Annotated in this window: 20 protein-coding genes, 1 tRNA gene and 1 pseudogene; 12 read left to right on the top strand and 10 right to left on the bottom strand. The window is 75.3% G+C overall.

What is annotated here, in order from left to right; genetic code table 11:
• Window positions 1-20: 20 nt before the first annotated feature.
• Window positions 21-3,989: a type VII secretion protein EccCa gene (gene eccCa / locus KIN34_RS08140; protein WP_214349052.1), complete on the bottom strand. Its 3,969-nt coding sequence runs from the start codon at window positions 3,987-3,989 to the stop codon at window positions 21-23.
• 184 nt (window positions 3,990-4,173) lie between these two features.
• Between eccCa and KIN34_RS08145 the strand changes: the two genes are divergently transcribed.
• The 3 genes and pseudogenes from KIN34_RS08145 to KIN34_RS08150 all read left to right on the top strand — a co-directional run bounded on the left by KIN34_RS08145 (window position 4,174) and on the right by KIN34_RS08150 (window position 6,833).
• Window positions 4,174-5,562, top strand: coding sequence for a hypothetical protein (locus KIN34_RS08145; protein WP_214349055.1), 1,389 nt, complete (start codon window positions 4,174-4,176; stop codon window positions 5,560-5,562).
• Window positions 5,562-5,639 (top strand): annotated as a pseudogene (locus KIN34_RS17490) (zinc-ribbon domain-containing protein); the annotation flags it as partial. The gene KIN34_RS08145 and the pseudogene KIN34_RS17490, both read left to right, overlap by 1 nt.
• A gap of 3 nt (window positions 5,640-5,642) precedes the next feature.
• The gene (locus KIN34_RS08150) at window positions 5,643-6,833 is read left to right on the top strand and encodes an RDD family protein (protein WP_214349058.1); all 1,191 of its coding nucleotides are present in this window, start codon (window positions 5,643-5,645) and stop codon (window positions 6,831-6,833) included.
• A 180-nt stretch (window positions 6,834-7,013) separates the two neighbouring features.
• Here KIN34_RS08150 and KIN34_RS08155 read toward each other — a convergent pair whose 3' ends face one another.
• From KIN34_RS08155 to KIN34_RS08185, 7 genes are all read right to left on the bottom strand, one after another.
• Entirely contained in the window at window positions 7,014-8,498 is a 1,485-nt protein-coding gene (locus KIN34_RS08155) for a hypothetical protein (RefSeq protein WP_214349062.1), read from the bottom strand.
• 2 nt (window positions 8,499-8,500) lie between these two features.
• Window positions 8,501-9,877 (bottom strand): S8 family peptidase, encoded by a 1,377-nt coding sequence (locus KIN34_RS08160; protein WP_214349065.1) that lies wholly within the window; start codon window positions 9,875-9,877, stop codon window positions 8,501-8,503.
• On the bottom strand, window positions 9,874-10,296 hold the full coding sequence (locus KIN34_RS08165) for a hypothetical protein (protein ID WP_214349069.1): 423 nt from the start codon (window positions 10,294-10,296) through the stop codon (window positions 9,874-9,876). Before KIN34_RS08165 ends, KIN34_RS08160 begins: the two co-directional genes overlap by 4 nt.
• 83 nt (window positions 10,297-10,379) lie before the next feature.
• Complete coding sequence (locus KIN34_RS08170) at window positions 10,380-10,664, bottom strand: WXG100 family type VII secretion target (protein WP_214349072.1); 285 nt, start codon at window positions 10,662-10,664, stop codon at window positions 10,380-10,382.
• Between the two features lie 17 nt (window positions 10,665-10,681).
• Complete coding sequence (locus KIN34_RS08175; protein ID WP_214349075.1) at window positions 10,682-10,993, bottom strand: WXG100 family type VII secretion target; 312 nt, start codon at window positions 10,991-10,993, stop codon at window positions 10,682-10,684.
• Between the two features lie 332 nt (window positions 10,994-11,325).
• Window positions 11,326-11,610, bottom strand: a complete 285-nt coding sequence (locus KIN34_RS08180) for a WXG100 family type VII secretion target (protein ID WP_214349072.1) — start codon at window positions 11,608-11,610, stop codon at window positions 11,326-11,328.
• 17 nt (window positions 11,611-11,627) lie between these two features.
• Window positions 11,628-11,939, bottom strand: a complete 312-nt coding sequence (locus KIN34_RS08185; protein WP_214349075.1) for a WXG100 family type VII secretion target — start codon at window positions 11,937-11,939, stop codon at window positions 11,628-11,630.
• Window positions 11,940-12,264: 325 nt separating this feature from the next.
• On the opposite strand from KIN34_RS08185, the gene KIN34_RS08190 reads away from it, so the two are divergent.
• Genes KIN34_RS08190 through KIN34_RS08205 form a run of 4 tightly spaced genes read left to right on the top strand, consistent with a single transcriptional unit; the run spans window position 12,265 to window position 16,943 of the window.
• Window positions 12,265-13,611 (top strand): EsaB/YukD family protein, encoded by a 1,347-nt coding sequence (locus tag KIN34_RS08190; RefSeq protein ID WP_214349078.1) that lies wholly within the window; start codon window positions 12,265-12,267, stop codon window positions 13,609-13,611.
• Between the two features lie 19 nt (window positions 13,612-13,630).
• Window positions 13,631-14,941 (top strand): type VII secretion protein EccB, encoded by a 1,311-nt coding sequence (gene eccB, locus KIN34_RS08195; protein ID WP_214349081.1) that lies wholly within the window; start codon window positions 13,631-13,633, stop codon window positions 14,939-14,941.
• The gene (locus tag KIN34_RS08200; protein WP_214349084.1) at window positions 14,938-16,212 is read left to right on the top strand and encodes a S8 family serine peptidase; all 1,275 of its coding nucleotides are present in this window, start codon (window positions 14,938-14,940) and stop codon (window positions 16,210-16,212) included. The genes eccB and KIN34_RS08200 overlap by 4 nt, the downstream gene beginning before the upstream one ends.
• Entirely contained in the window at window positions 16,209-16,943 is a 735-nt protein-coding gene (locus KIN34_RS08205) for a PP2C family protein-serine/threonine phosphatase (protein WP_214349087.1), read from the top strand. The genes KIN34_RS08200 and KIN34_RS08205 overlap by 4 nt, the downstream gene beginning before the upstream one ends.
• Here KIN34_RS08205 and rarD read toward each other — a convergent pair.
• On the bottom strand, window positions 16,900-17,904 hold the full coding sequence (rarD, locus tag KIN34_RS08210) for an EamA family transporter RarD (protein WP_214349090.1): 1,005 nt from the start codon (window positions 17,902-17,904) through the stop codon (window positions 16,900-16,902). The genes KIN34_RS08205 and rarD overlap by 44 nt on opposite strands.
• Before the next feature lie 357 nt (window positions 17,905-18,261).
• Here rarD and KIN34_RS08215 point away from each other — a divergent pair, with 357 nt between their 5' ends.
• The 3 genes from KIN34_RS08215 to htpX all read left to right on the top strand — a co-directional run bounded on the left by KIN34_RS08215 (window position 18,262) and on the right by htpX (window position 23,146).
• Window positions 18,262-20,484: a carbohydrate-binding module family 20 domain-containing protein gene (locus KIN34_RS08215; protein WP_214349093.1), complete on the top strand. Its 2,223-nt coding sequence runs from the start codon at window positions 18,262-18,264 to the stop codon at window positions 20,482-20,484.
• A 291-nt stretch (window positions 20,485-20,775) separates the two neighbouring features.
• Window positions 20,776-22,152, top strand: coding sequence for an FAD-dependent oxidoreductase (locus tag KIN34_RS08220; RefSeq protein ID WP_214349096.1), 1,377 nt, complete (start codon window positions 20,776-20,778; stop codon window positions 22,150-22,152).
• A gap of 109 nt (window positions 22,153-22,261) precedes the next feature.
• Window positions 22,262-23,146, top strand: coding sequence for a zinc metalloprotease HtpX (htpX, locus tag KIN34_RS08225; protein ID WP_214349098.1), 885 nt, complete (start codon window positions 22,262-22,264; stop codon window positions 23,144-23,146).
• A gap of 91 nt (window positions 23,147-23,237) precedes the next feature.
• On the opposite strand, the gene KIN34_RS08230 is transcribed toward htpX, so the two are convergent.
• Window positions 23,238-23,735, bottom strand: coding sequence for a YajQ family cyclic di-GMP-binding protein (locus tag KIN34_RS08230; RefSeq protein ID WP_214349101.1), 498 nt, complete (start codon window positions 23,733-23,735; stop codon window positions 23,238-23,240).
• A gap of 171 nt (window positions 23,736-23,906) precedes the next feature.
• Here KIN34_RS08230 and KIN34_RS08235 point away from each other — a divergent pair.
• Together KIN34_RS08235 and KIN34_RS08240 are read left to right on the top strand one after the other, a co-directional pair.
• Window positions 23,907-23,988: transfer RNA gene (locus tag KIN34_RS08235), tRNA-Tyr, on the top strand.
• Window positions 23,989-24,819: 831 nt separating this feature from the next.
• Window positions 24,820-25,680: a hypothetical protein gene (locus KIN34_RS08240; protein ID WP_214349103.1), complete on the top strand. Its 861-nt coding sequence runs from the start codon at window positions 24,820-24,822 to the stop codon at window positions 25,678-25,680.
• The last annotated feature ends 86 nt before the right edge of the window (window positions 25,681-25,766 follow it).

The following is a 25,766-nucleotide window of genomic DNA, read 5'->3' on the forward strand; positions in this document are numbered from 1 at the left end:
GACGACCGGGCGCCACGGGCTCAGACGGTCGGCGGCGTCCAGGCGACCTGCACGACCTGACGCCCGCCCTCGCGCGTGACGAGCTGCGCCCGTCCGGGCACGGCCTGCACGGGGCGCGCGCCGCCGATGAGCGGACCCTCGTCGGGGCTGCCGGACAGGAGCAGGCCGGGTGCGGCGAGGTCCCGCACGGCCTGGATCACCGGGTCGTAGAGCGCGCGCGACGCACCGCCGGAGCGGCGGGTGAGCACCAGGTGCAGACCGACGTCGCCGGCCTGGGCGAGCAGCGGGACCAGCGCGCCGACGGGGTTGCCGGTGGACGTGGCGACCAGGTCGTAGTCGTCGACGAGCACGTAGACCTCGGCGCCGGTCCACCAGGAGCGGGCGCGCAGCTGGTCGGGCGTGACGTCGGGCCCCGGCAGCCGGCCGCGCAGGTAGGAGGCGAGGTCGGACAGCTCGGTGGTCGCCTGCTCCTGGGTCGTCAGGTAGCTGGTGAGGTAGGGCTCCGGGATCTCGCCGAGCAGGGCACGGCGGAAGTCCACCGCGATGATCTGGGCCTGCGCGGGCGTATGCCGGCGCTGGACCTCCTGCGCGACCAGCCGGAGCAGGCCGGACTTGCCTGAGCCGGCGTCGCCGAAGGCGTAGAGGTGGTTCTCCTCGGCCAGGTCGACCTGCACGGGTGCGAGGGCGGCCTCGTCGATGCCGAGCAGGAAGCCGGGCGCGTCCGGCACGCGCTCGCGCAGCTGGGCGAGCGTGACCTGCTCGGGGAGCAGCCGGAGCTTGGGGGGAGGCGCGCCCTGCCACGAGCGGGCGACGGTCTCCACCAGGTGCTCCACGCCGGCGCCGAGCGTGCCCGCCGACCCGTCGCCGTCGATCCGCGGCAGCGCGGTGAGCACGTGGTGCTTGGACGCGACCAGGCCGCGGCCCGGACGCTCGCGCGGCACGGCGGCGGCGACCTTGCGGTCGATCTCGGAGTCCGTCGGGTCGCCGAGCCGCAGCTCGAGGCGGGTCCCGAACAGGTCCTTGATCTGGGTGCGGAAGTCCATCCACCGGCTGGCGGCCGCGAGCAGGTGGATGCCGAAGGTCAGCCCGCGCCCGGCGAGCGCCTGCAGCCGCTGCTCGAGCTCGTCGAACTCGGCCCGGATCGTCGACCAGCCGTCCACGACCAGGAAGACGTCGCCGTACCCGTCGTCGGCCCGGCCCTGCGCACGGCGGGTGCGGTAGGTCTCGACGGAGTCGATGCCCTGGGCCCGGAAGTACCGCTCGCGCGCGTCGACGATGCCCTCGACCTCGGCGACGACTCGGCGCACCACGTCGGGCTCCGAACGCGTCGCCACGCCCGCGACGTGCGGCAGCCCGACGAGCGGCGTGAACGTGCCGCCACCGAAGTCGAGCACGTAGAACTGCGTCTCGAGCGGCGTCCGGGTCAGGGCCAGGCCGGTGACCACCGACCGCAGGACGGTGCTCTTGCCCGAGCGCGGCCCGCCGACGACGGCCATGTGCCCGCCGGCGCCCGCGAGCGAGATCGCGAGGTTCTCGCGGCGCTGCTCGAGCGGGCGGTCGACGATGCCCAGGGGGAACGTGAGGGTCCCGGCGTCGCGCCAGCCGCGCGAGACGAGCCCGAGCTCGGGGTCGGCGGCGAGGTCCGGCATCAGGCGGTCGTACGTCTCGGGGACGACGAGCGGCGGCAGCCACACCTGGTGCGCCGCGGGACCCTGCCCGCGCATCAGCGAGACCGCGATGTCGAACGTCGCGCGCCGCTCCTCCTCGTCGAGCAGGTCCGGCTCGTCGGGCTCGTCGCGGCCGCCCGTGGCGGACAGGACCGGGGCAGCGGTGAACGACTCGAGGCGGGTCTGCCGCGTCGCGGTCGCCGGTCCACCCGTGAGGCGGCGACGGCGCGCCTTGGGCGGGCCGGAGACGTAGGACGCGCGGAACTGGACCATGGTCGTCGGGTCCGGCTTGAGGTAGCCCATGCCGGGGACGGGCGGGAGCTCGTACGCGTCGGGGACGCCCAGCACGGTGCGCGACTCCGCCGCGGAGAACGTGCGCAGGCCGATGCGGTAGGACAGGTGCGACTCGAGACCGCGCAGGCGCCCTTCCTCGAGCCGCTGGCTCGAGAGCAGCAGGTGCATCTGCAGCGACCGGCCCAGGCGGCCGATCGCGACGAACAGGTCGACGAACTCGGGCTTCGCCGCGAGCAGCTCGGAGAACTCGTCGGCGACGATCAGCAGCGCGGGCAGCGGGGCGAGGTCGGGCCGGTCCGTGCGCCGCGCCTTCTCGTAGTCGGCGACGTTCGCAAAGTTGCCGGCGGCGCGCAGGAGCTCCTGGCGGCGGACCATCTCGCCCTGCAGCGCGTCCTGCATGCGGTCGACGAGCGTGAGCTCCTCGCCCAGGTTGGTGATGATCGCCGAGACGTGCGGCATGTCCGCCATGCCCGCGAACGTCGCCCCGCCCTTGAAGTCGACCAGGACGAAGTTCAGGTCCTCCGAGGAGTGGGTCAGCGCGAGCGCGAGCACGAGCGTGCGCAGCACCTCGGACTTGCCCGAGCCGGTCGCCCCGATGATCAGGCCGTGCGGCCCCATGCCCTGCTGCGCGGACTCCTTGATGTCGAGCGAGACCGGCTGGCCCTGCGGCGTCAGGCCGATCGGCACGCGGAGCCGGTCGCGGGGGAGCCGCGGCTTCCACGCCCGCGCGAGGTCCAGGTCGCGGACGTCGCCGAGGCCCAGCAGGTCGACCAGCTCGGAGGACACCTGGCCCTCCTCGCGCTGCGGGCCCGCGTCCACGTACAGCGGCAGGAGCCGGCGCGCGGTGGCCTCGGCCTCGGCGACGGAGAGCTGGTCGCCCCGCAGCCGCGTCGGCTCCAGGCCCAGGCGCAGCACCTCGACCGGCACGCCGCCGTCGGGCAGCGCCGAGCCCAGCAGGAAGCGCAGCACGTTGGGGTCCTCGAGGTCGTCCCAGCGCTCCGGGAGCTCGAGGACGGTGATCCCGAGGACGCCGTCGTTGGTGAGGATGCCGTTGCCGACGGGCACGTGGCCGCCGTCGACGACGACGAGGAGGTGGGGCGTGGGCGTCCCCAGACCCTGCCGCCCGTACCGGGGCCGGTCGGCGAGCCCCTCGGGGAGCAGGCTCTCGATCTCGCCGAGCGTGGTGCCCATCATGCGGGCCGCGCCGACGGCGTCGCGCTCGCGGGTCGAGTGCGCGTGCGGGAGCCACTTGACCCAGTCCCACGCGGGCATCGCCCGGTCGCTCGCGATGACGGCGACCTGCAGCTGGTCGGGGGAGTGGAACGCCGCGAGCTGCGCGACGACGGCGCGGGCCAGGCCGCGCGCCTCGTGCTCGGTGCCCGCCACCTCGATGCGGGCCGCGCTGCGCACGTCGACGGACAGCGGGATGTCCTGCTGCACGCGGTGCGTGACCAGGAAGCGGTGCGCCGCGGAGGCCGCGACGGGGTCCAGCTGCGCGAGGGGAGGGGTCTGGGGTGCCTCGAGCTGCAGCGAGAGCAGCTGTGGCCCGGTGCCGACGCGGGCCCGGAGGAACTCCGGGTGGTCGCTCGTACGCTCCCACGCCCGGCTGCGCTCCTCGACGAGCGCGGGCAGCGCCCCGGGGGCCGGCGCGAACCACTGCGCGGCCCGCCGCTGGGCGCGTCCGGCCTGGCGCACCGTCCGCCGCAGGTCGGCCAGGTACGCGAGGTACTCGCGCCGTGCCCCGATCACCTGCGCCTGGTGCTGCGCGCGCTGGCGCCAGCCGTTGACGACCACGAAGCCGAGCGACGCCACCAGGAACATGCCGCCGGCGACCATGCCCGTGCCGTTGGGCTGCGCGAGCGCGATGAACAGGATCGAGCCGACGCTGCCGAGCATCGGGATGATGCTCGACAGCACGCCGCTCACGCCGTCGGACGGCTGGATCTCCGGCGGAGGCTGCATCACGATCTGCCCGGTCGGGACGGCCGGCGGGCCCGTCGGCGCGCTGCGGTCGGCGGCGATCGACATGTGCCTCCTTGCGGATCGGTCCCGGGCGCCCCTGAGCGCGACGTGGACGGCGGCCCGGGGCGCGCCGGGTGCGGGCACGGTCCGCCGTGCCCCGGGCAACGCTACCTGGACCGGCCGCGACCCGGATGATCCGGACCCGTAGCATGTGGGCGATCCTGGACGCCGCAGATGCAGGGGAGGTCGAGTGTCGGCAACCGCCGCTGCGCGTGTGCGCTCCGCGCCGGTGCGGCTCGCCGTCGCGGTGGGCGTCGACCGCCGGGACGTGGCGCTGCGCGCCGACGTCGTGCTCGCGGACGCGCTCCGGGCCGCGCTCGTACCTGTCGGCGAGCCGGGCACGGTGGTGCTCGACTCGAGCGGACGCCGCCTCGACCTGGCCGCCGCCGTCGGCGACCAGCTCGTGGACGGGTCCGCGGTGCACGTGCTGCGCCCCGCGCCGGCACCCCGGGGCCGGCACGGCCGCACCCTCGACCCCTCGACGCTCTCCCGCCGGCCCTACCCGCGCGCCGGCCTGCTGGCGATCGCGGGGGGCGTGGGCCTCGCGCTGCTCGTCGTCGCCCTGCTGGGGCCGTCGGGGCAGCCGCCCGCCGTGCCGACGGCTCTCGCGACCGCACTCGTCGTGGCCGCGCTCGTCGTCGCCGGGACCGGACGGCTGCGCGGACGGGCGACCACCCCGTCGGTCGCCGTCGCCGCGACGGTCGCCGCGCCGCTCCTGGCGGCCGCCGCCGGCGCCTGGGCGGTGCTGCCGGCCGACGCCGTCGAGCGACGCCTCGCCGTCACCGTCGCCCTCGTCGCCGCCGCCACGGCGGCCGGCGTGCGCTCGGTCGTCGCGCTCGCGGCACGGGTGGGGGACGACGAGGCCGTCGTGGTGCTCGCCGCGCTCGTGGTGGTCGCCGCCACCCAGGTCGCCGGCCTCCTGCTCGGCCTGCCGGGCGGCACCGCTGCCGCCGTCGTCGTCGGGCTCGGCCCGCTCATGCTGCGCCTCGCGCCGCGGTACGCCCTCGCGGTGCCCGACGAACAGCTCGTCGACCTGTCGCAGGTCTCCCGCACGGCCGACTCGGTGCGGGCGCCGCGCCCGCGTGCGCTCGGCCGCGTGAGCGAGCGTCTGGTAGCGCGGACCGTCGCCGGGGCCGAGCGTCGGGTCGCGGCCGCGTGCGTCGCCGCGTGCGTCGCGACCGTCGTCCTGGTCCCCGTCGTCCTGGCGGCCCCCGAGCCGGGGAGCATCGCGCGGCCGGCGTCGTACGCGCTCGTCGTCCTCGTCGTGCTCGCGCTCGTGCTGGTACCGCGCGTCACCCGCGACCCGTTGATCCGGTGGGCGCCACGGCTCGCGGCCGGAGCGCTCCTGGTCGAGCTCGCGCTCGGCATGCCGGCGGGCTGGCGGGCGTCCGCCGCGGCCCTCGCGATCCTGCTGCTCCTGGTCGTCGCCGGTGTCGGCGCCGCCCTCGCCCGGGGCTGGCGGTCGGTGGTCGCGTCGCGCGTCGCCGACGTGGTCGAGAATCTCGCGGTCGTGCTGTCCCTCCCCGTCGCGATCGCCGCCGGCGGGCTCGTCGAGATCCTCCGAAGGGCCGTGTCGTGATGACCACCCCGACCACGTGCGTGGCCTGCGGCCGACCCCTGCGCGAGGGGGCCCGGTTCTGCACCGGGTGCGGCACGCCTGTGACCCCCGTCGTGGTGGTCGAGGCGCAGCCTCCGGTGCGGTCACGCCGCGCCACGCCGCGCCCGGCCACGTCCGGTCAGCGTGCCGGTCAGCGCGCCACCGGCGCGGCCACCGCCGGAGCGGTGCCGCTCGGGGTGGCGTTCGACGGCGTCCGCACCGTCCCGGTGGGGCTGCGCCTGGCGGCCTACCTGGTCGACGCCCTCGTCGTGCTGGCCGTGGCCGCCGCGGTCCTGCTGGCGACCGGTCGCCTCGGTTACGCGGTCCTCGCGGCCGCCGAGCTCGTGATCGGCCTCGTCGTCTGGGAGGCGCGGACGGGCTGCACCTTCGGCAACCTGGCGCTCGGCCTGCGTGCCGCGCGCGCCGAGGCACCGTACGCGCCCGGGCTCGGCCGCGGCGCGCTGCGCTCGCTGGTGCTCCTGGCCGGCCACGCGGTGGCGGGCGTCGGTCAGCTCGTCGTCCTCGGCTCGGCCGGGTTCGACCGGTCCGGGCTGCGGCAGGGGTGGCACGACCGCGCGGGCCGCGCGGTCGTCGTCGACGTCCGTGGACCCCGGACGACCGGTGCCGGCCTGCGGGCGCCCGTCGCGGCCGGCGCGGCACCCGGCGTGACGCCGACGCCGCGACCGGCTGTCGACGGGGCCGCTGCCTACCCCTCCGCCGTCGCCCCGCCAGCCGCCGTCCCGGGTACGGCCGCGGCGGTCGCGCCGGTGCTGCCGGGCTCAGGTGGGACGGCCCCCGCACCCTGGGCCCCGGCCGTCCCGTCGGGAGCGGGCGGATCTCCGTCCGCGTCCTCCGCGTCCTCAGGGCCGGCCGCGTCGTCCGGGCCTGGGCCGGGGTCGCGCCCGAGCGCCCCGACGGTCTTCGTGCTGACGCTCGACACCGGCGAGGCGATGACGGTCAGCGGCCCGGGCGTGATCGGGCGTGCGCCCCGGCCGATCACGGGGGAGCGGTGCGACCACGTCGTCGTCATCGACGACCCCGAGCGCTCCCTGTCCCGTACGCACGCCCGCTTCGGGATCGACGCCCGCGGGTTCTGGGTGGCCGACGCGGGCTCGGGCAACGGCACGGTCGTCGTGCTGCCGTCGGGGCAGACGGCCGTCGTCGAGGCGGACCGACCCGTGCCGGTGCCGTCGGGCTCGACCGTCCGGCTCGGCGACCGCGAGGTCGTCGTCGAGGCGCTCCGCGCGGCCTGAGGCCGCCCACGGCGTCCGCGCGGCGAACGTCGTGCGCTCGCGTCGGGCGCTCGCGTCGTGCGACCGCGTCGTGCGACCGTGACGAGCGCCCGTGAGATGGGCGGGTGAACGCCGCAGGGCACCGCGACTGGTGCTCGCGGTGCCCTGCGGGACTGCCTTCTCAGCCGGATAGCCGAGTGGTCACCAGGTCTCGTCGTCGTCCGACGCCGAGGACGCGACGACGTCCGGACGGTCCTCGCGCGAGCCGCTGCGCATGCCCGCGGCCCGCCCGACCGGCGACTCCTCGTCGTCGAGCTCCGGCGCGAGGTACCCGAGCGAGCCGGCCCGCTTCTTCTTGGACGTCGAACCGGCTCCACCGGCGCCGCCCGCACCGCCACCGACCATGCCGGTGGCTCCGGGCCGGCCGCCTGCTGCGCCGCCCGCACCACCCGCGCCGCCCGCGCCGACGGGAGAGCCCATCGGGCCGGCCATGACCGCCCCGCCGCCCAGCGCGCCGGCAGGCGTGCCGAGGCCACCGGCGGTGCCGGAGAGCCGCGAGCCACCGACCGCGCCGAGCGCCGTTCCGCCGACCGCGAGGCCGCCGGCGAGCGCTCCGCCGACGACGCCACCACTGCCGGGCGCGGTGCCGCCGGGCAGGGTTCCCTGGCCCGGGCCGCCGTTGCCCAGCCCGCCGCCGAGGTTCGGGTTCGGTCCGCCGATCGGTCCGGGGCCGTAGGGCGTGCCGGCGCCCGGCCCGTCGCTGTGCACGTCGCCGCCGCCGTACTGCCACGGCGGCGTCGTCCCGTCCCCGGGATAGGTCGGGTCCGACCCGCCCGGACCGTCGCCTGGGTCGGGGTAGCCCGGGTCCGTCGGGTCGGGGTAGCCGGGGTCCGTGGGGTCGGGGTAGCCGGGGTCCGTGGGGTCGGGGTAGCCGGGGTCCGTGGGGTCGGGGTAGCCGGGGTCCGTGGGGTCGGGGTAGCCGGGATCGGTCGGGTCCGGGTAGCCGGGGTATGGCGGGTCCGTCGGTCCGCCGACGTCCGGGGGCTGGTAGTTCCCGGACGGGGGCGGCACCGAGCCGATCGGAGGCACGCCCCCGCCGGGGGGCGGGGTGCTGCCATTCGGTCCGGGAACCGAGGGGATCGTCGACGGGGTCCTGCCGCCCGGGGTGGCGGGATCGTCCTCCGGGACCCGGTACTCCTCGACTCGCTCGTTGAGGGAGAGCATGCGCGCCTGCAGGTCGTTGAGGTCGTTCGACATGCTCGTGAGCGCCTTGTCGGCCTCGTTCTCCCGCTGCTGGGCGCGGGCCTGCTCGATGTAGGTGATGCCCGGTCCGGCGCCGGCCTCCTCGTACTCCCGGCGCTCCCACGAGCTGAGCTGGCCGGACGGGAGCTGCTGGTACTCGGTCTGGGCGCGCGACACGATGCCCGCGGCGCTCTGCGCGACGCCGGCGGCGTCCACGACGACGTCGGCGTGCGCCTTGAGCTTGCGGACGATCTCGAGGATCTTCTCGTCGGCGGCCTCGGCCACCTTGCCCGAGACCCCCAGCTCGCCGCTCATCGCCCCGAGCCGCTCGCTGATCTCCTCGAGCGGCGTGGTCAGCTTGCGCAGGTCCATCGCGTCGTCGACGGCGAGGTCCGGCGCGGCGTCGAGCGTCTTCGCGAGCTCGGCGGCCTTCTCCCTGTCCATGGTCACCCTCCCCCTGTCTCGTGTGGTCGGTGCGGGTCGTCGGTGCCGCCGTCGGTCACGGCGGCGGTCGGTGCGTCGGCGGCAGCGCCGCGGCGTCGTGCGACGAGGATGAGCGCGGTGGCGACGGCAGCCAGCGCGACGCCGCCCAGCCCGGCCCAGGCGAGCGGCGCGGCCGATCCGTCGTCGGCGTCCTCGGCGGCGGGGGGTGCGGCGCTCGGCGCGGCGGAGGGCTCCGCGGTCGCCCCCGCCGTGGCGGCGGGCGTCGCGCTCGGCGTCGGCTCGGCGCTGGGCGTCGTGAGCGCCATGACCTGCTCGTAGGTCGGCACGCTCAGCTCGTCGTGGTCGAGGAACGGGCTCTCGTCGGGGTACTTCGCGGGGTCCTGCTCGAGCATCTGCCGGACGTTGACGGTGCCGAAGCCGTAGAAGTCGTCCCGGTAGATCTCGTGCTCCTCGCCGTTGGTGTTGCGCACCAAGGCCTGCAGGAGCTGGTTCGTCGTCGCGTCGGGGTACGCGGACTTGACGAGCGCGAGCGCGCCCGCGGTGTACGCGGTCGCGTTCGACGACCCGCTGCGCTCGGAGTAGCCCGCCAGGTCGTCGTCGAGCTGGTGGATGTCCTCCCCGGGGGCGACGACGCCCGTGCCGGACGGCGCGCCGCCCCAGACCTTCCCGTCGGGGCCGATCGAGTCGACCGCGACCACGCCGTTGAACTGGGCGGGGTAGCCGAGCGCCGGGCTCTTCTCGTCGGACGTCACCGCGGCGACGATGATCGCCCCGGACGCCAGAGCGGGAGCGATGCCCTCTTCGCCCCAGCCGCCGGTGGAGTTCAGCGAGATCGAGATGATGTCCGCGCCGTCCTCGACGGCCTGCAGGATCGCGAGGTCGAGCTCGTTGTTGGTGCGGCCCTCGAACGGCTCGCAGACACCCTTCTCGGTGCCCTCGGGGCCGACGAGCGCGGAGTAGAAGGTGACGGTCGCGTCGGGGGCGATCCCGAGCGTCCCGGGCTCCCCGTCCAGCCCCTTCCCGGTCCCGACGACGAGCGCGCTCATCCCGGTGCCGTGCGCGGCGGCGGGCGTGTCCTGCGCAGCGGGCAGGCGGTCGCCGCCCCGCTCCTCGGCGCAGAAGGACGGCTCGTGGACCGTCAGGTCGGCACCGCGCAGGTCTCCCGAGTCCGGGGCGATCGCGGTGTCGATGATCGCGACGTGCACGCCCTTGCCCGTGGTGCGCTCGTGGATGGCGTCCATGCCGGTCTTCGTGAAGTACCACATCCCGCCGTCCGAGTCGCCGGCGGCCGTCGCCGGGGCGACGCCGAGGCAGCCCAGCGCCGCCGCACAGGCGAGCGCGGCCACCGAGCGACGACGGAGGAGCGGGCGTGCGGTCACGAGTAGTTGTTCTCCGACGGGGGAGAGGCGTACGGCCCGGACGGCGGGTACGGGCCGTAGGGCGGGTACGGGCCGTAAGGGGTCGGGGGGTGCAGCCGCTCGTCGAGGTCCGCGAACAGGGCGCGGACGTCCTCGTCGTGCGCCGCCAGGTCGGCCTCGGTGTCCTTGAGCGCGACGCGGAACGTCTCGATCTGCGACTGGAGCGCGCGCAGGTTGTCGGAGACGTCGCGGAGCAGCAGGCGGTACTGGCGCGAGAAGTCGACCGCGGAGCCCACGGCGGACCACGTCGGGCTGTACTGCCGGCCCAGGATGTTCGTCGCCTCGGTGCGCACGTCGTCCACCAGGTCGTACAGCTCGATCAGCGTGCCGAGGCGCTTCTTGAGCACCTCGCTCTGGATCTCGAGGTCGTCGGTCGGCACGGTTCCCCCCTCGTGGTCGTCAGTGCGCTGGGCGTGGGTCCGGGCCGTGGCGGGGAGGTCCCTGCCACGGCCCGGACTCGGGGTCACCAGCGGGCGGCGTTGGCGCGCTCGGTGGCCTGGTAGTCCTCGTTGGACGTGGAGACCGCGGTGCCGATCTCGGCGAGCAGCGCCTTCATGTCCGTGATGGCCGAGGTCCACTTGGCGCGGGCCGCCTCGTAGGAGGTCGACGCCTCGCCGGACCAGTTGGCGCGCAGCGGCTGCAGCGACTGGTCCATGTCGTTGAGCCGGCCCTCGATCTGGGAGGCGCCGGCCTGGATGTCGGCGGCGGCCGTGGACAGGCCGCCGAAGTTCACCTTGAGGTCGCTCATGATGATGCTTCCCTTCGTCAGCCGAGGCGCCCGGACAGGCGCGAGAACGTGGACTGCTGCTGGTCGTCGGACGCCGTGTAGGTCGACTGCGACGTGAGCAGGTTCTGCTCGAACTCGTTGAGCGCCGAGACGATCTTGGTCGCGTCCTCACGCCACCGGACCATCAGCTGGTTGAACGCGACCGCGCCCTGGCCCTGCCAGTGCGACCCGATCCCGGCCAGCTTGCCCTCGAGCGAGCCCAGCTCCTTCTGCAGCTCACCACGCGTCCGGGCGACGACGTCCGCTCCCTGCTTGATCGCACCATCAGCTGCGGAGACCTCTCCTGCCATGACACCTCCCCCATGCCCGACCCGTCCGGGCCGATGCCGGGCACGACCCCGGACAGGGCCACGCCAGTTCCGGCGAATGTTCGCGAAACCGACCGCACCATATCCGACACCCCCCAGGTCCGTCCTGCCGAGCAACCATCCTGTGGACGGCCCGGACGATCGCGTCGCGGCCTGCGCTCGACGGGGAAATGCCTGGTCGGGAGAGGCGTGGACGCCCCCGAGCCGGACCGTCGGAGCGAGGACGGCCGTTCGGACAATCACCCGGACGGGCGGGACGCCCGCGTGGGTCCGGGCCGTGGCGGGGAGGTCCCTGCCACGGCCCGGACTCGGGGTCACCAGCGGGCGGCGTTGGCGCGCTCGGTGGCCTGGTAGTCCTCGTTGGACGTGGAGACCGCGGTGCCGATCTCGGCGAGCAGCGCCTTCATGTCCGTGATGGCCGAGGTCCACTTGGCGCGGGCCGCCTCGTAGGAGGTCGACGCCTCGCCGGACCAGTTGGCGCGCAGCGGCTGCAGCGACTGGTCCATGTCGTTGAGCCGGCCCTCGATCTGGGAGGCGCCGGCCTGGATGTCGGCGGCGGCCGTGGACAGGCCGCCGAAGTTCACCTTGAGGTCGCTCATGATGATGCTTCCCTTCGTCAGCCGAGGCGCCCGGACAGGCGCGAGAACGTGGACTGCTGCTGGTCGTCGGACGCCGTGTAGGTCGACTGCGACGTGAGCAGGTTCTGCTCGAACTCGTTGAGCGCCGAGACGATCTTGGTCGCGTCCTCACGCCACCGGACCATCAGCTGGTTGAACGCGACCGCGCCCTGGCCCTGCCAGTGCGACCCGATCCCGGCCAGCTTGCCCTCGAGCGAGCCCAGCTCCTTCTGCAGCTCACCACGCGTCCGGGCGACGACGTCCGCTCCTTGCTTGATCGCACCATCAGCTGCGGAGACCTCTCCTGCCATGACACCTCCCCCATGCCCGACCCGTCCGGGCCGATGCCGGGCACGACCCCGGACAGGGCCGTGCCGGTGCGGCGACTGCGCGTCGCACCGAGGACCACACAAGCACGGCGGCCCGGTCCGCGGCGGGCGGCACCCGCCGGCTGTGGACGGGTGGTCGTCCGCGGGCGCCGACCGCTCTCCTGGTTATGCTGACCGACGCGTGCCGGATGCCCCGACCCGCGCCGACCTGCACCGCGGCCGCGCCGCGGACCGCCGGCACGGGGGAGCCCGGGGAGCAGGCACGCCGGAGACCCGAGAGACCCGCCCGACCGACCCGAGGACGTCGATGACCGAGAGCACGCCGACGAGCCCCGTGGGCACGCTGCTGCGGATCTCGGTCACGTGCGGTGACCGGCGCGTCGACCTCGGCGCCCCCGGCAACGTCGCGGTCGTGGAGATCGTGCCCGGCCTCGCGCGGTCCCTCGGGGTCCTCGACGCGGGCGCCGTGTACGGCGGCTACCGGCTCGTCACCCCGACGGGCGAGACGCTGGACCCCGCCCGGTCGCTGCTCGCCGCCGGCGTCGAGGACGGCGAGGTGCTCACGCTCGAGTCGGGTGCGGCGCAGCCCGAGCCCCGCGTGTACGACGACGTCGTCGAGGCCGTCGCGGACGCCGTGGAGGACCGGTTCCGGCCGTGGACGCCGCACGACAGCGCGCTGGGCGCCGCCTGGGGCGCCGCCGCGCTCGTCGTCGCAACCGGTCTCCTCCTGCTCGGCGCGCCCCTCGCGGAGCCGCTGCCGCCCGTCGCCGCCGCGGTCGGTGCCCTGCTGGCCGTGGCCGCCGGCGCGGTCGTCGCGCGGGTGGGCCGGGACGCCGTCGCGGGCCGGGTCCTGGTCCTCGCCGGTGGGTTCCTGGGCGCCGTCGCGGGCCTGACCGTGGGGACCGCAGCGCCGTCGTGGGGCTGGCCCGCCGCCGCGGCCGGGGCGGGCCTCGTCGTCGTGGCGGCGCTCGCGCTGGCGGCGCTGCCGGAGGGCCGCGAGGTCGCCGTCGGCCCCGCCGCCCTGGGACTGGCCCTCGCGGTGGTGGGGACCACCGTGGAGCTCGGCGGCTCGGCGCCGGCCGACGTGCTCGCGGTCGTGGTCGCCGTCGTGCTCACCGCGAGCATCGGCGTGCCGTGGCTCGCGCTCGCCACCACCCCGCTGCGCGTGGTGTCGCCGCGCAGCGACGCGGAGATCCTGCTCGACCCCGTGCCGATCGACCCGGACCGGGTGCGGCGCCAGCTCGACAGCGGCTACCGGGTCCAGCTCGCGCTGCGGGTCGCCGTGGGCGTCGTGACCCTCGTCGCGACGCCCACGCTCGTCGGCGGCGGGCTCGCGGCGTCGCTGCTCGTCGTGGTCGGCTGGGTCGGGCTGCTGCTGTCGACGCGCCAGTCGTACACGCGCGCCGACGTGCTCGTCGTCGTCGCGATGGGGATCACCGGGCTCGCCCTGGCGATCCTGAGCGCCGCGCTGCTGCACCCGGGCTGGCGCACCGCGCTCGTGTGCGCGGCGGGTGCCGCGGTCGTCCTGCTCGTCGGGCTCGGGCTCGTCGCACCGCGGCGCCGCGTCGCGCTGGCGCGCACCGGCGACGTGCTCGAGATGCTGTCCCTGGCCGTCCTGCTGCCGCTCGGCGTGGCCGCGGCCGGCCTGGTCTGACGGGCGGTCCGCGCGCACCATGGCAGCCAAGCGCGACCTCGTCGAGGCGCAGACCTTCAGCCGTCGTCGCCTGCTCACCGCGTTCCTCAGCGGAGCCCCGGGCGGCCAGGAGCTCGAGCCCACGAAGCCGCTGCGCGGGGTGGTCGCCGGCATCACGCTGAGCGTGATCGTCGTCCTCGGCTCGCTGGGCTGGGGGATGCTGCAGCGTGACCCGACGGGGTGGGAGAACGAGCGGCTCGTCGTCGTCGAGGACGTGGGCACGCGCTACGTGTCGAGCGACGGCACGCTCTACCCGGTGCTGAACGCGACCAGCGCGCGCCTGGCGATCCCCGCGACGTCGTTCGACGTGGTGCAGCTCGGCGCGGACGTGATCGCGGACGCCCCGCGCGGGCCGACCATCGGCATCCCCGGCGCCCCCGACGCGCCCCCGGCGGCCGCGTCGCTCGTCGGCACGGGCTGGTCGTCGTGCGTCGCGGGCGACGGGGTGGCGACGAGCGTGGGCGTCGACGTCGCGACCGAGCCGGAGGACGCCGTCGCGGTCGTCGTCCAGGACCGCACGTTCGTGGTCGCCGACGGCGTGCGGCACCTGGTGCCGGCCGACCAGGTCGCGGCCGTGCTGCGCGCCACCGGGCTCGACGCGCAGGCGCCGGTCGAGGTCCCCGCCCGGTGGCTCAACCTGTTCCCCGAGGGGACCGACCTGGTCCCGCTGACCGTGGCGGGTGCCGGTGAGCCGGCACCGTCCGGGACCGGGCTGCGCGCGCTCGACGTGGGCACGGTCGTCAGCGTGACGACCGTGGGACAGGAGGACCGCTCGTACGTCGTGCTGGAGGACGGCACGCTCGCCGAGCTGAGCCCGTTCGCGACCGGCCTGTACGCGCTCGGGTCCGGTGCGGGCGCGCAGGAGGTCGAGATGAGCGCGGCGCAGGTCGCGCGGGCGGGCATCGGCGAGCCGGTCGCCCCCGCGGACTGGCCGGTGGACAGCGTCACCGCGCTGCCGGGCGACCGGGCGGCGTGCGCCGTGCTCACGACGGGGGCCCGAGCGGGTGTCGCCCTGGTCTCGGCCGAGCCGCCCGCCGCGGCGGGCGTCGCGATCGTCCCGGGCGGCGGCGCGCTGTTCCTCGCGCAGTCCGCTCCCGACGCCGCGGGCGCGTACGGACTCGTCGACGAGACCGGGCTCCGGTACGGGCTGCCCGGCGCCGACGAGGAGACGCTCGCCCGTCTGGGGTACGCGCCCGACGACGTCGTCGTCGTGCCCCCGGCGTGGGCGGAGCTCTTCGGGACGGGACCGGACCTCACGACGACGGCCGCGACGATCCCGAGCGTGCCGTGACCACCGCGTCGGTCCCGCCGGCGCGCCGGGTGACGGGCACGGCCCTCCTGGTGCTCGCGGTGGGCGTGCTGACGGGTGCCGGCGTCGCGGCGGGCCCGGCTGCGGACGCCGCGGAGCGGACCGCCGCGACCGAGCAGACGTGCGGCGACCAGCCGGAGCGGCTCGAGACCGCGGCACCGCCCGCGCTGACCTGGCTGGCGGCGGACCAGGCATGGGCGACCGCCACGGGCGCCGGCGTCGTCGTGGCCGTCGTCGACTCCGGCGTGGACGTCCGCAACCCGCACCTCGCGGACGCCGTCGAGAAGGGCACGGACGTCGTCGGGAAGTCGAAGGACGCGACCGGCCGCACGGACACGTGGTCGCACGGCACCGCGGTCGCCGGGATCATCGCCGCGCGCGAGGTCCAGGGCTCGGGCGTGGTGGGCCTCGCCCCGGACTCGACCATCCTGCCGGTGCGCGTCTACTACGGCGACGACGAGCAGTGGAACGACGCAGGGCTCGGGCCGACCGCCGCACGCATGGCCGACGGCATCCGGTGGGCGGCCGAGCACGGCGCGGACGTCATCAACGTCTCGATGTCGGCCAGCACCGACGACCCGGACCTGCACGCGGCGGTGCGCGAGGCGACCGCGGCGGGTGCGCTCGTGGTCGCGAGCGCGGGCAACCGGCAGACGGCGGACGACACGAGCGACCGCCCGCGCTACCCGGCGGCGTACCCGGAGGTTCTCGGCGTGGCCGCGGTCGGCTCCGACCTGCAGCCGTCGGGGGAGTCGATCCACGGCGAGCAGGTCGGCGTCGCCGCACCCGGCCAGCAGGTGCTGTCCGTCTTCCCCGGCGAGGGCGACTGCTGGTACGCCGCCGACGCGGCCTCGTCGAGCTGGTCGACGGCGTACGTGAGCGCGGCGGCGGCGCTGGTCGCGGAGCGGTTCCCGGACGAGTCCCCCGCGCAGTGGGCCTACCGCCTGCAGGTGACGGCTGCGCGCGCGTCGGCCGGGGAGCGCACGGACGAGGTGGGCTGGGGCGTGGTCCGGCCGGACCAGGCGCTCGTGTTCGTCGACGACGGCACGGCGGTGGGCCCGCCGAACCCGGCCGCCACCCCGACGCCGGCAGCGGCGGCGCCCACGCCCGTGCAGGTGGCGCCCGCGGTCGACCCGCTCGCGCCCGTCCGGGACGCGGCGGTCTGGTGGGCGCTCGCAGGCGCCGCGGTGGTCACGCTCACCGCGCTGGCGTGGCGCCTGGTGCCCCGCGGCCCGTCCCGGCGGGTGCCGTGAGCTCCGGGGCGCGCGTCCGCTGGGGCGCCGCGACCTCGCCCGGCGGCCGCGCCGGCAACGAGGACGCACTGCTCGCGCAGGACGACGTGTTCGTCGTGGCCGACGGCATGGGCGGGCACGACGCGGGGGAGGTGGCCAGCGCGGCCGCGGTGGCCTCGCTGCGCGCGCTCGTCGGACGCGGCGCCGGTCCCGACGAGGTGCACGACGCGCTGCTCGCGGCGCACCAGGCGGTGCGTGCCGTCCCGTCGACCAGCGACCGTCGCCCGGGGACCACGGTGTCCGGTGTCGTCCTGACCGTGCACGACGGCACGCCCTGCTGGGTGGTGCTGAACGTGGGGGACTCGCGGACCTACCGGATGGCGGGAGCGGTGCTCGAGCAGGTGACGCGCGACCACTCGGAGGTCGCGGAGCTCGTCGCGGACGGGCTGCTGCTGCCCGACGAGGCGGCGCGGCACCCGTGGCGGCACGTCGTGACGCGCGTGCTGGGTGGTGGGGCGACCGCGGTCGACCCCGACGTCCTGGTGATGGCGGTGAGCCCGGGGGACCGGATGCTGGCCTGCACCGACGGGCTCACCGACGCGCTGCCGGACGCGCGCATCGAGGCCGAGCTCAAGGCCGAGCCGGACCCGCAGGCCGCCGCGGACCGGCTGGTCGCCACGGCCGTCGCCGCGGGCGCGAGCGACAACGTCACGGTCGTCGTGGTGGACGCCCAGCCGCGTCCGGCGCGCTGAGCTCGCCGCCGTCGCCCGGTCCACGGCCGGGTCCGCTGCCGGGTCGGGCGACCGCGCCGGCACCGACCCGCCGCGCCCCGCGGCCGGCACGTAGCCCGTCGACCGTGAGGACGGTGAGCGCGACCCACACCAGCGCGAACCCGGCCCAGCGCGCCGGCGGCATGCGCTCCCCGAGCAGCGCGACGCCGATCACGAAGTGCATCACCGGCGTCACGTACTGCAGGAGCCCGACGACGGTGAGCGGCAGGACGCGGGCCGCGGCGTTGAACAGCAGGAGCGGGACGGACGTCAGGACCCCGGACAGGGCGAGCAGCGCGGCGTGCCCCCATCCGTGGCCCAGGAAGGTCCCGTGCCCCTGGGCGTGCAGCACCAGCAGGAACGCGAGCGCGAGGGGCGCCAGGACCAGCGTCTCCGCGGCGAGACCGGGTGCCGCGGCCACGCCCCGGACGCCGCGGTTCTTGATGAGCCCGTAGAGCCCGAACGACGCGGCGAGGACCAGGGCGATCCAGGGCACCTGTCCGTAGCCCACGGCCAGCACGACGACGGCGAGCGCCCCGAAGCTGAGCGCGACGACCTGCGCGCGGCGCAGCCGCTCGTGCAGCACGGTCACCGCGAGCGTGACGGTGACGAGGGGGTTCACGAAGTACCCGAGCGAGGCGTCGACGACGCGGTCCGTCTGCACGCCGAGCACGAAGACCAGCCAGTTCGTCGCCAGCAGCACCGCGGCGAGGGCGAGGAGACCGAGGGTGCGCGGTGAGCGCAGGACGACCACGAGCTCGCGCCAGGTCCGGGTGACGGTCAGCACCGCGGCGCAGAAGACGAGCGACCACAGAGCCCGGTGCGCCACGACCTCGGCCGGGCCCGCGGGCGCCAGCACGGTGAAGTACAGCGGCAGCAGGCCCCAGAGCACGTACGCGCCCAGGCCCGCTCCGAGTCCGCGCCGCGGGTCGAGGTCCGTCACCCCAGCACCCTAGGTGGGCGCTCGGACACGGACGCCGCCCGGCTCGTCGGACGGGTCTCCCCCGGGTACGGAAGTAGCCCCGACCGGTGCGCGGACGAGCGGTTGACGCTCCGGGCGCGCGCCCCTAGTGTCCGTTTGCAGCAAGTTGCCGTCGTTCTTGCGGCGGTCTTGCAGCACTGGAGACGCGCTCCGGGTGGCGACACCGCAGGTCGTCGCCCGGGCACCTCCTCCACGCCGGGAACGGCGTGGCGTCTCCGGAGCGGGTCGGTCGGGTCACCGGCCGACGAACGGACGTCGCGACGGTGCGACGTCCGCGACGCCCGACGACGACGTCGGGCCCGAACCGAGGAGGACGTCGTGCTCTCGACCCCGAACCCCGCCCCGCCCGCACGCGAGCCCGACGCGACCGGCGCCCGCCGGGTGCTGCGCGCGGTCGCCGCGTTCGCCGTCGCGGTGCTCGCCCTGACCGGTGTCGGCACGGCCGTCACGGTCGGCGGCGCACCGCCCGCGGACGCCGCCCCGCCCGGAGCGCGCAACGTGGGCGTCAACCTCTTCCAGTGGACGTGGAACGCCATCGGCCGCGAGTGCACCGAGCACCTGGGCCCCGACGGCTACGCGTGGGTGCAGACGTCGCCGCCCAACGAGCACCCGGTGCTCGCCGGGCAGTGGTGGACCTCCTACCAGCCGGTGAGCTACCGGATCGAGTCCAAGCTCGGCACGCGCGCGGAGTACGCCGCGATGATCGCGACCTGCAAGGCCGCGGGCGTCGAGGTCATCGCCGACGTCGTGATCAACCACATGTCCGGCCAGACCAGCGGCACGGGCTGGGCGGGCACGGTGTTCACCGAGGAGCGGTACCCCGGTCCGGCGGGCGGCTACTCGCCCGCGGACTTCCACAGCTGCCGGACCAACATCGCGAGCTACGGCGACCGGTACCAGGTGCAGAGCTGCCGGCTCGTCGGGTTGCAGGACCTCGACACGGGCGCCGAGTACGTCCGCCAGGAGATCGCCGACTACCTCAACGACCTGATCTCGCTGGGCGTGCGCGGCTTCCGCGTGGACGCCGCCAAGCACATCGCGGCGAGCGACCTCGCCGCGATCAAGGCGAAGCTCTCCGACCAGAGCGTCTACATCGTCCAGGAGGTCATCGGCGCCGGCGGGGAGCCGGTGCAGCCCAGCGAGTACCTGGGCGTGGGCGACTCGCACGAGTTCAGCTACGCCCGCCACCTCAAGAGCGTGTTCTCCGGCGGGAACCTGACGTCGCTGCAGGGCCTGGCCGGCGCGTCGTGGCTGCTGCCCTCGGACAAGGCGGGCGTGTTCGTCGACAACCACGACACGGAGCGCAACGGCGAGACGCTGAGCTACAAGAACGGCTCGACCTACCGCCTCGCGAACGTCTTCATGCTCGCGTACCCCTACGGCTGGCCCACGGTCTACTCCGGCTACGCGTTCTCGAACAACGACGCGGGCGCCCCGCAGTCCGGCAGCGGCGAGGTGACCGACGCGGTCTGCGGCCAGGGCACCTGGACCTGCGCCCACCGCTGGAACGAGACCGCGCACCTGGTGGGCTTCCGCAACGCGGTCGCCGGGACCGCGGTCACCGGGTGGTGGGACAACGGGTACGACCAGATCGCCTTCGGCCGCGGTGACAAGGGGTACGTCGCGATCAACCGGTCCGGGAACCCGCTGACGCGCACGTTCGCGACGAGCCTGCCCGCGGGCCGGTACTGCGACGTCGTGTCCGGCTCCGCGGGCTCGTCGTGCACGGGCACTACCGTCACCGTGGACGGCGGCGGAAACGCGACCTTCACGGTGCCGGCCGCCGGCGCGGTCGCGCTGCACGTCGCCGCCCGCCCCGGCACGACGACGAGCCCGTCGCCCACGACGAGCGCGCCGGCGGGCCAGGACACGACGGTCTACTACGCGACGACGAAGGGGTGGCCGGCGTACCGCGTCCACTACCGCGTCGGCACCGGCGCGTGGACCGCCGTCCCCGGCGTGGCGCTCACGGCGGCGTGCACCGGCTGGGTGTCCCGCACGATCGACAACGACGGCGTGCCGATCACGGCGGCGTTCACCGACGGGGCCGGCTCGTGGGACAACAACGGGTCGCGCGACTACACGCTCACGGGTGCGGTGGCCGCGGTCTCCGGGGGGACCGTCACGACGAGCGACCCGTGCGGCGGCACCGCGACACCGACCTCGTCGCCGACCTCCACCCCGACCTCCACCCCGACCTCCACGCCGACCGCCACGCCGTCGCCCACGGCGAGCCCGACGAGCGCGGCCTCGGCCGTGTCCTTCGGCGTCACCGCGAGCACGACGTGGGGGCAGGAGCTCTACGTCGTGGGCGACGTCGCGGCGCTCGGCGCCTGGTCGCCGGCCCGGGCCGTGGCGCTCTCGTCGTCCGCCTACCCCGTCTGGCGGGCGTCCGTGACGCTGCCCGCGGGAACGGTCGTGCAGTACAAGTACGTCCGCAAGGACGCGTCCGGCGCGGTGACGTGGGAGAGCGGCGCGAACCGCGCCGTCACCGTGCCGGGCAGCGGCGTGCTCACGCTGCACGACACCTGGCGCGGCTGACCGCGCACCGCGACCGCCGGGCCGGCCTGCCTCCGGACGTGGGGTCGGCGGGCTCGGCACGGGCGGGTGGTGCGTGCGCGTGGAGGTGCGCGCGCCACCCGTCCACCCCGGCCCCGGGTGTCCACGGCTGTCCGCATGCTGGCGCGGAGGCGAGGAACGGACGTGAGGTCGTCCTAAACTGACCGGCAGCACCGCCCTGCCCGCCGCGACCCGCCCCTGGCGAGGTGCAGCGATCCCGCCCCTCGAGGGCGCGGGACGGCAGGGCCCTGGTCCCGATCGGAAGGTCCGCCCGTGAGCACCCCGACCCTGCGCGTCGCCGTCGTCGGCGCCGGCCCCGCCGGCATCTACGCGTCCGACATCCTGTCCAAGACCGACCTGGACGTGAGCATCGACCTGTTCGAGCGGCTCCCCGCGCCGTTCGGCCTGGTGCGCTACGGCGTGGCGCCGGACCACCCGCGCATCAAGCAGATCATCGTCGCGCTGCACAAGGTCCTCGAGCGCGGTGACATCCGCCTGCTCGCGAACGTCGACTACGGCACCGACGTCAAGCTCGACGACCTGCGCCAGTTCTACGACGCGGTGATCTTCTCCACGGGCTCCATCCGGGACGCCGCGCTCCCGATCCCGGGCATCGAGCTGGACGGCTCCTACGGCGCCGCGGACTTCGTGTCCTGGTACGACGGTCACCCCGACGTCCCGCGCACCTGGCCGCTCGACGACACGCAGGTCGCGGTGCTCGGGGCGGGCAACGTGGCGCTCGACGTCGCGCGCATCCTCGCCAAGCACGCGGACGACCTGCTCCCGACCGAGGTCCCGGCGAACGTCTACGACGTCCTGAAGGCGAGCCCGATCACCGACGTGCACGTGTTCGCGCGCCGCGGGCCCGCGCAGGTCAAGTTCTCGCCGCTGGAGCTCCGCGAGCTCGGGCACGTGCCGGACGTCGACGTGATCGTGTACCCGGAGGACTTCGAGTTCGACGAGGGCTCCATGGCCGCGATCCACTCGTCGAACCAGACCAAGCAGGTCGTCAAGACCCTCACGGACTGGACGCTCAAGGAGCCCGAGGAGTTCACCGCCTCGCGCCGCATCCACCTGCACTTCCTGCACAAGCCGGCCGAGATCCTCGGCGAGGACGGCAAGGTCGTCGGGATCCGCACCGAGCGCACGGCGCTCAACGGCGACGGCAACGCGACCGGCACGGGGCAGTTCCACGACTGGCCCGTCCAGGCCGTGTACCGCGCGGTCGGCTACTTCGGCTCGCCGCTGGTCGACATCCCGTTCGACGACGTCGCAGGCGTCATCCCCAACCGCGAGGGCCGTGTGGTCGACGTCGACGGCGAGCACCTGCCCGGCGTCTACGCGACCGGCTGGATCAAGCGCGGCCCGGTGGGGCTGATCGGGCACACCAAGTCGGACGCGTCGGAGACGATCCGTCACCTCGTCGAGGACGCGCAGGCCGAGGGCTTCGTGAGCGCGACCGACCGCGACCCCGCCGCCGTGACCGAGTTCCTCACCTCGCGCGGCGTGGACGTCATCGAGTGGGGCGGCTGGGAGCTGCTCGACGCCTACGAGCGCGGGCTCGGCGAGCCGCACGGGCGTGAGCGGGTCAAGCTGGTCCCGCGCGAGGAGATGGTCGACGTGGCGCTGGGCCGCTCCGCCGCGCGCTGACCGCGCGCACCACGCACCACCCGGGAACGGTGGTCCGTCCAGGGACGTTGCCTGGAGGGACCACCGTTCTTCTTTCGCTTCCCGACGAGCACGCACAGGCAGGACACCGATGACGACGCGGCACCACTTCAACGGCCTCAAGACGGCGGCGCTCTTCGGCGTCATGTGGGCCGTCCTGCTCGGACTCGGCTGGGTGCTGGGCGGGGGCACGTCGAAGTTCCTGCTCGTCTTCACGGCGCTCGGGCTCGTCGGGACGGCCGTCAGCTACTGGAACTCGGACAAGATCGCGATCCGCACCATGCAGGCCGTGCCCGTCACCGAGGCGCAGCAGCCCGCGATGTACCGCATCGTGCGCGAGCTCTCGACCCAGGCACGCCAGCCCATGCCGCGCCTGTACGTCTCGCCGACCATGGCGCCCAACGCGTTCGCCACCGGCCGCAACCCGCGCAACGCCGCGGTCTGCTGCACGGCCGGCATCCTGCAGCTGCTCGACGAGCGCGAGCTCCGCGGGGTCCTGGGCCACGAGCTGCAGCACGTCTACAACCGGGACATCCTCACGTCGTCCGTCGCCGCCGCGGTGGCCGGCGTGATCACCTCGCTCGCGCAGATGGCGCTGTGGTTCGGCGGGGGAGACCGGCGCGAGGGCGGCAACCCGCTCGCCGGCCTGCTGCTGCTGTTCCTGGCGCCCTTCGCCGCGATGCTGATCCAGATGGCGATCAGCCGCACGCGCGAGTACGACGCCGACGAGGACGGCGCCGCCCTGACCGGCGATCCCCTCGCGCTCGCCTCCGCGCTGCGCAAGCTGGAGAGCGGCACCAAGGCGCGCCCGCTGCCGCAGGACCAGAAGCTCGAGAACGTCTCGCACCTGATGATCGCGAACCCGTTCCGCGGCGCCGGCATGGCGCGCCTGTTCTCCACCCACCCGCCGATGGCGGACCGCATCGCACGCCTCGAGGCGCAGGCCGGCACCATCGGCGGCATCACGCGCTACTGAGGACGGCGCGGGCGCGGGCGGCGGCTACCTCGGGGCCGGAGCTGACGAGAGGGCGCGCCCCGGCCGGGGCGCGCCCTCTCGTCGTCCCGCGTCAGCGGTAGTTCACGAACTGCAGCGCGGCGTCCACGTCGGCGCCCTTGAGCAGGGCGATCGCGGCCTGCAGGTCGTCGCGGCTCTTGCTGGTCACCCGCAGCTCGTCGCCCTGGATCTGCGTCTTGACGGTCTTGGGGCCCTCGTCGCGGATGATCTTGGCGAGCTGCTTCGCGATCTCCGTCGACAGCCCCTCCTTGATGCTCGCGGCGAGCCGGTACTCCTTGCCCGACGGCTTGGGCTCGCCGTCGCCCGTGTCGAGCGCCTTGAGCGAGATGCCGCGCTTGATGAGCTTGGACTGGAAGACGTCGAGCACCGCGAGCACCCGCTCGGAGGAGTTGGCGACCATGAGCACCGACTCCCCGCTCCAGGTGATCGACGCACCGACGCCCTTGAAGTCGTAGCGCTGCGCGATCTCCTTCGAGGCCTGGTTGAGCGCGTTGTCGACCTCCTGCCGGTCGACCTTGCTGACGACGTCGAACGACGAGTCGCTCGCCATGTGGCACCCCTCCGATGTCCGTTCCGTGCCTGTGTCACCCGGCTGTCCACCCGTCGTTTTCTCGACCGGCCCCGGGTGTTGCTATCCTTCCACGGCACGCTGCGCGAGCGGCGGTCGGGATGCACGACGACCTCGTCGGCCCGGCCCCTGATCGCACGGCGGCACCACCCCGGCGGGTTACCCGAGTGGCCAAAGGGGGCTGACTGTAAATCAGCTGGCAACGCCTACGGGGGTTCGAATCCCTCACCCGCCACGTTGCCGAAGGGGCGCCCCACGGGGCGCCCCTTCGCTTTCCCATCCCGCGCCGCCCACCCCCGCCCCCACCCGCGAGCGGTCACGCTCCGCACCCCCGCGGCCCGGGCACCCCGCCCACCCGCCCTCGCACACCTCACCCCCCCCACCCCGCACCCCCCACCCCCACGCCCCCCACCTCCCGCGAGCGCGGACGGTGCGTGCCGAGCGCGCCCGTTGACCGTCCGCGCTCACCCGGCACCGTCCGCGCTCGCGGGCACGTGCGCGCGGTTACCTGCGCGACCGCGGACCTGCGCGCCCTGACCGCTCGCCCCCCGGCACCGCCCCACCCCACCCCACCCGGGCGTGCCTCCCCCCGCGAGCGCGGACGGTGCGTGCCGAGCGCGCCCGTTGACGGTCCGCGCTCGACCTGTACCGTCCGCGCTCGCGGTTGGTGTGCGCGCGGTTGGTGTGCGCGCCGGGGGGTGTGCACGCGGGACTGGTGCGCGGCCGGGGGCGCGCGCGGTACGCCCCACGGCACTTCACCTCATCGCCGCGACTGCGGACGGTGTGTAGCGAGCGTGACTGTTGATCGTCCGCGCTCACCTCTTGCTGTCCGCGGTCGCGGGTCGGGGCGTGGACGGTTCGGGTCGCGATCGGTACTGACGTTGGGTTCGGGCGTGCGCCGGGCGCGGGCGCCTCGTCGTCGTGGACAACCCGCCGGCGGTGGTCATGGCGGTGGGTCCTCCCGTGAGGCGGGCTGGGGTCGGGTGGCTGAGTGAGGGGTGGGGACAAGGGGTGGGGCGCGCTCGTCCTCTGGCAGCCTCGGCGAGGGGTCGAGGACGGGGGAGCCATGGGGACGACGAGCGGGCTCGTGACGGGCCGTGGCGCGGAGTCGGCGCGTCGCGCGGGCGACGTGCGGGTGCGGCGCGGGGCGTACGTGGGCCGTGACCACTGGGACGGGCTGACGCCCGACGAGCGGTATCTCCTGGCCGTCCAGGCGACCGCGAGCGCCGCGCGCGGCGCTCCGTTGCTCTCGCACTGGTCCGCAGCAGCGGTCTGGGGCCTTCCGGCGGTCGGCCGACCCGACGACCGCGTCCACATCACCCTCCCGGAGGCGTCCGGCGGCCGCTCCAAGCGGGGCGTCGTCCGGCACACCCGCGCCGGCGAGGTGTCGCAGCGGGTGCACGCCGGCCTGCTGGTGACGAGCGCCGCCCGCACCGCCATCGACCTCGCGCGCGTCGGAGGCCTCGCGTCTGGGCTGGTCGCGGCGGACGCCGCCCTGCGGGCGCGGCTGGCGACGCCCGACGAGCTCGCCGCCGAGGTCGCGCCCTTGGTGGCCCGGCGGGGCGCGCGCGCTGCTCGAGCGGTCGCCTCGCTCGCCGACGCCCGCAGCGAGTCTCCCGGAGAGTCGCTGAGCAGGGCGCGGATGCACGAGCACGGGCTGCCGATGCCCCGGCTCCAGCACGACGTGTACGACGGTCGCGGCTTCGTCGGGCGCGTGGACTTCTGGTGGCCGGAGCTCGGCGTGGCCGGTGAGTTCGACGGCAGGGTGAAGTACGACGACGCGGACGGGCCGGACGTCCTCTGGCGCGAGAAGGTCCGCGAGGACCGCCTCCGCGCGCTCGTGCGCGCGTTCGTCCGGTGGACGTGGGACGACGCCTGGCGGGGTGGCCCGATGTGCGACGCCCTGCGCCGTGCGGGCGTCCACTGACTCGTGGGCGCAGCACCGTACGGCCGCGCCCACGAGCGCGGACCTCCGAGCCCGACCGCGGACGCTCGACGGGCGCACTCGAGCCG

The sequence above is a fragment of the Cellulomonas fulva genome, assembly GCF_018531375.1.
Classification (GTDB): Bacteria; Actinomycetota; Actinomycetes; order Actinomycetales; family Cellulomonadaceae; genus Cellulomonas; species Cellulomonas fulva.

Bases quoted from the DNA above. Each gene is read 5' to 3' on its own strand.
- eccCa (WP_214349052.1), bottom strand. From the start codon at position 3,989: ATGTCGATCGCCGCCGACCGCAGCGCGCCGACGGGCCCGCCGGCCGTC.
- KIN34_RS08155 (WP_214349062.1), bottom strand. From the start codon at position 8,498: ATGGACAGGGAGAAGGCCGCCGAGCTCGCGAAGACGCTCGACGCCGCG.
- KIN34_RS08170 (WP_214349072.1), bottom strand. From the start codon at position 10,664: ATGAGCGACCTCAAGGTGAACTTCGGCGGCCTGTCCACGGCCGCCGCC.
- KIN34_RS08175 (WP_214349075.1), bottom strand. From the start codon at position 10,993: ATGGCAGGAGAGGTCTCCGCAGCTGATGGTGCGATCAAGCAGGGAGCG.
- KIN34_RS08180 (WP_214349072.1), bottom strand. From the start codon at position 11,610: ATGAGCGACCTCAAGGTGAACTTCGGCGGCCTGTCCACGGCCGCCGCC.
- KIN34_RS08185 (WP_214349075.1), bottom strand. From the start codon at position 11,939: ATGGCAGGAGAGGTCTCCGCAGCTGATGGTGCGATCAAGCAAGGAGCG.
- KIN34_RS08190 (WP_214349078.1), top strand. From the start codon at position 12,265: ATGACCGAGAGCACGCCGACGAGCCCCGTGGGCACGCTGCTGCGGATC.
- eccB (WP_214349081.1), top strand. From the start codon at position 13,631: ATGGCAGCCAAGCGCGACCTCGTCGAGGCGCAGACCTTCAGCCGTCGT.
- htpX (WP_214349098.1), top strand. From the start codon at position 22,262: ATGACGACGCGGCACCACTTCAACGGCCTCAAGACGGCGGCGCTCTTC.
- KIN34_RS08230 (WP_214349101.1), bottom strand. From the start codon at position 23,735: ATGGCGAGCGACTCGTCGTTCGACGTCGTCAGCAAGGTCGACCGGCAG.
- KIN34_RS08240 (WP_214349103.1), top strand. From the start codon at position 24,820: ATGGGGACGACGAGCGGGCTCGTGACGGGCCGTGGCGCGGAGTCGGCG.